Annotated in this window: 6 protein-coding genes; 1 reads left to right on the top strand and 5 read right to left on the bottom strand. The window is 55.3% G+C overall.

From position 1 onward, the window contains the following. Nucleotides 1–84: 84 nt before the first annotated feature. Nucleotides 85–210, bottom strand: a complete 126-nt coding sequence (locus EIK79_RS19100) for a hypothetical protein (protein WP_267900544.1) — start codon at nt 208–210, stop codon at nt 85–87. A 267-nt stretch (nt 211–477) separates the two neighbouring features. Between EIK79_RS19100 and EIK79_RS17620 the strand changes: the two genes are divergently transcribed. Continuing rightward, a complete protein-coding gene (locus EIK79_RS17620; protein WP_124957099.1) occupies nt 478–855 on the top strand; it encodes a hypothetical protein in 378 nt (125 codons plus the stop codon). Here the strand turns inward: EIK79_RS17620 and EIK79_RS17615 are convergent. The 4 genes from EIK79_RS17615 to EIK79_RS18550 all read right to left on the bottom strand — a co-directional run. Beyond that, complete coding sequence (locus tag EIK79_RS17615) at nt 852–1,613, bottom strand: ribonuclease H-like domain-containing protein (RefSeq protein WP_124957097.1); 762 nt, start codon at nt 1,611–1,613, stop codon at nt 852–854. The two genes, EIK79_RS17620 and EIK79_RS17615, sit on opposite strands and share 4 nt — an antisense overlap. Nucleotides 1,614–1,638: 25 nt before the next feature. Further along, nucleotides 1,639–2,193: a hypothetical protein gene (locus EIK79_RS17610; RefSeq protein ID WP_124957095.1), complete on the bottom strand. Its 555-nt coding sequence runs from the start codon at nt 2,191–2,193 to the stop codon at nt 1,639–1,641. Beyond that, nucleotides 2,190–2,726, bottom strand: a complete 537-nt coding sequence (locus EIK79_RS17605; RefSeq protein WP_124957093.1) for a DUF7437 domain-containing protein — start codon at nt 2,724–2,726, stop codon at nt 2,190–2,192. The genes EIK79_RS17610 and EIK79_RS17605 overlap by 4 nt, the downstream gene beginning before the upstream one ends. A gap of 190 nt (nt 2,727–2,916) precedes the next feature. Further along, nucleotides 2,917–3,200, bottom strand: a 284-nt coding sequence (locus tag EIK79_RS18550) for a hypothetical protein (protein WP_221621790.1), incomplete at its 5' end; no start/stop codon positions are given.

Raw genomic sequence — 3,200 nt, 5'->3', positions numbered from 1 at the left:
AGCCCGTCACGGTACGTGTCGAGCAGGTCGTTGAGTTTCGACTGTTTGTGCGCGGTGGGTGGCGCAAACGTCGCCTGTAACGTCTTAGTTATCGTTGTCACTGGCGTCCAATCCTTGCTCGATGAGTTCAGCGTAGGCACGAGGATGTCGGATGCCATTGTCGCGGGCGTAGTCTTTCACCCGTTCATGGAGATCACTCCCTCGCTCCATATCGATTTCAGTTCGCACAATTCTTTGTGCGTTTCCTTGGCACTAATAGATTCCGTTTGGTATTCGGGCTGCTATAGACTGTGGATTGCGTAGTCGGGTGACGCGATTCACGCCCGCCCTAAAGGGCGGGATTCTCTCGCTGGTTCAAGATAGTCCCGTTCAGTTCACCCGAGGGTGTTCGACCAGGGGAGTTATTACCATCGGCAAAAGACTCAATTCTATGGTGGACAAAAGCCGTGAAAATCAACCACAGGGGTGGGTATTCGGATGGTCGATCCGCCACAGCGGGATCTGATCGGGCAGTTCGTCGGCAGTGACTGTGATCCCGGTCGTGCCACCTGTAGCTTTCACGATGAAACGTGCACACTCAAAGCAGGTGACACGCTCCAACTCGAAGTCGAATACGTCGATACGGACTGGCTCCCGCTCTTTCATCGCTGTACGGCTCACGCAGTTCCATCGTTCCCCGAAGAACACAGCGTCTACGGCGTCTATCAGGCGCTCATGGAAACCACCCTGTCACCGACCGGTGCACACCTTCCACGGACGAACGAGTATGTGCCGGAGGCACTCACGATCACGGACATCACCGTTGTGGATCTTTCACCCGCTACGGAGGGCCGGAAACCGACGGATCAATGTTAACAGACCGACGCAAACACGTCATCGTGCAGCGTCTCCGCGACGTGGTCCATCAATCGCCGCAGGTTCACCGTGTCGTCGCGGTTGTACGAGACGAGCGTGGTCAGCGCGTCGGCGTCCCCCCGTTCGTACTCCCGCCACAGGCGGACCGCGTCACGACCCGTGATGTCCGGCTGATCTCGATCGATGCCGACCGTCTGCTCGATCCGTTTCAAGCCGCCGGTGAGATCGAGCTGCCTGCAAGGATACATGAGGTCGATGTGTGGCCCATCGATTTCGATGTCAAGCGCTGTTTCGAGAAAGGGAACGTCGAAGCGTTTGCCGTTAAACGTTACGAGCAGTGGTGCCTCTCCGATCGTTGCGCGGATTTTCTCGGGTGTGAGCGATTCACCAATCACAGGAGAGGCGTCGTTAACGAACGTTCGGGTGGTGTCGTCCTGGTGGACGCTGACAGTCGTCACTTCGTCAGTTGACTGGCTCAATCCAGTGGTCTCAATGTCGAAAAAACAGGCATCGTTTCGAAAGTTCTCATACAGCCGCCACTGGTGTTTGTTCGGAAACGCGTCATCGAAAAAGCGGGCGTCGTTCGCGTCGAGTCGCGCTCTGGCGGTTTCGATGAACGACTCGATCCGTTCGCCCGTTGTCTCACCCACTGCGTCACGCTCGAACTCCTCCCAGCGAGTGATGCCCTGCTGCCAGAGTTTTCGCTCCGTCGTCTCTCCCACCCCCCTCACCGGAATGAAACTGTTCTCGATGCGCACGACTCAACTGGGACGGTGCGTCTACCTAAGTGCTCCGAGAATCGAACGTCTCCGATCGGAATTCGGCTGCTGTGATCGTTTCGAGATACTCCTCACTAACGTATCGGTACTCGATGCGATCTGAAAATCCGTGTTCTGCGAGGAGCAGCTCGGCGGCTTGCCCGGCTGGCTTATCAGTTGTCAACAGAACTACTTTGTCTGCGTCCCTTGTGTCAAGCAACTGAGCCGCAAGACCTACCAATGCCGTGTCTGTTTTCTCGATGCGATCCTCGTCGCGGCCGGTTTCATTTGCGATGACACGCCGTGTCTCGTCCATCACGGTCGAGACGAGTGGATTTCTGTACTCTAAATCGTCGGCAACGAGGACCCATCCCTCTGTGAGTCCATCAGAAATCGGGGTCGTTCCCGATGGATACACATCGGCAGTCGGATCGCCACCGAGTTCCTCGAAAACGCGCTTTGGGATGTGCAGAGAGACACCACCTCGCCGAACGGCCCGTCGAAGACGCTGGTACTTGTTTCGATCGGGACCACCACACCGGATAAAGACCCCTGTATCGGCAATGTATACGATGGTCATTTAGAATCGGTCAGATACTTCTTAGCGATCGGTTCGAGAGCTTGGAGAATAATCTCGGCTTCGAGCGGAGAGAGATCGAGTTCACGCGCTGCGATGCGATGGTTCACTGTTCCTTCAACGTACTCTTCTGCGTACGTGAGCACATCCGATAGCGCGTCGAGCCCGTGGCGGTCGAAAAAGACATCGATGTCCGCGTTCTCCTCGCGGCGAGCGATAGCCGCAATGAGTGCTGGTGTAATCGTCTGCGGTGATCCGTCTGTCCTGAAGGTGAGCGAAACCGGAACGGCTTCGTATTCGTAGGGGCGCTGTTCATGGACTTTCGTTACTAATCCTGTCTGCTCAAGCGTCCCTATGTAATCGTACGCCGTTCCCTGTGGAATATCGAGATCGGAAACGATTTCGGAGACGGTCGAAGAACCCTTCTCTAAGGTATACATGTAGAGACGAGCGAGCGTCGGTGATTCGAGAAGATCGACAACCGCCTGAAGTTGCTGAAACGGCGGGTGGTCGGAGTGGTGTGATGATTTTGCCATCTCAGTTACGAATTATATACAATTCATAATAAGGGTTGCGGGGAAACTGAGATGTGGTGTGGCAAGTTGTGATTGTTCTTCTGATCGTTTCACCGCGCCGTTCTTCTTGGACGCGAGTAGTCGCACTATTGGCTGTCGTGGCACGTTCTTGACGCACCCTGCTTCTCGTATGAACACCAGCGAATAATTGTTACCATACAATAATATCCTTGGTCTCATCAGTACCTTTATGTGTGAAGAAGTAAGGAACGATAAACGAGGACGCCAGCAGCGCCCCATGGCGTGTGCGTTCGTATTGAACGCGCCGGGTGTCGTGACCACCCGACGCTGGGGTTCTCATGACCGCTAGAACCCATGATTGGGAACGCAACAGAGACATGTAACGGTGTCGAATCGTATCAGAAAACCAAACAGCGCCGACGGTGCCGGAACTGTGGCCGTCCGGTTCGGTCGCGACACGCGCATCGGGTGGGG

Origin of the sequence: Halocatena pleomorpha (genome assembly GCF_003862495.1) — an archaeon.
In the GTDB taxonomy this organism is placed as follows: Archaea; Halobacteriota; Halobacteria; order Halobacteriales; family Haloarculaceae; genus Halocatena; species Halocatena pleomorpha.
Note: the sequence above shows the minus strand (reverse complement) of the source record. Positions and strands in the feature narration are given on the sequence as shown.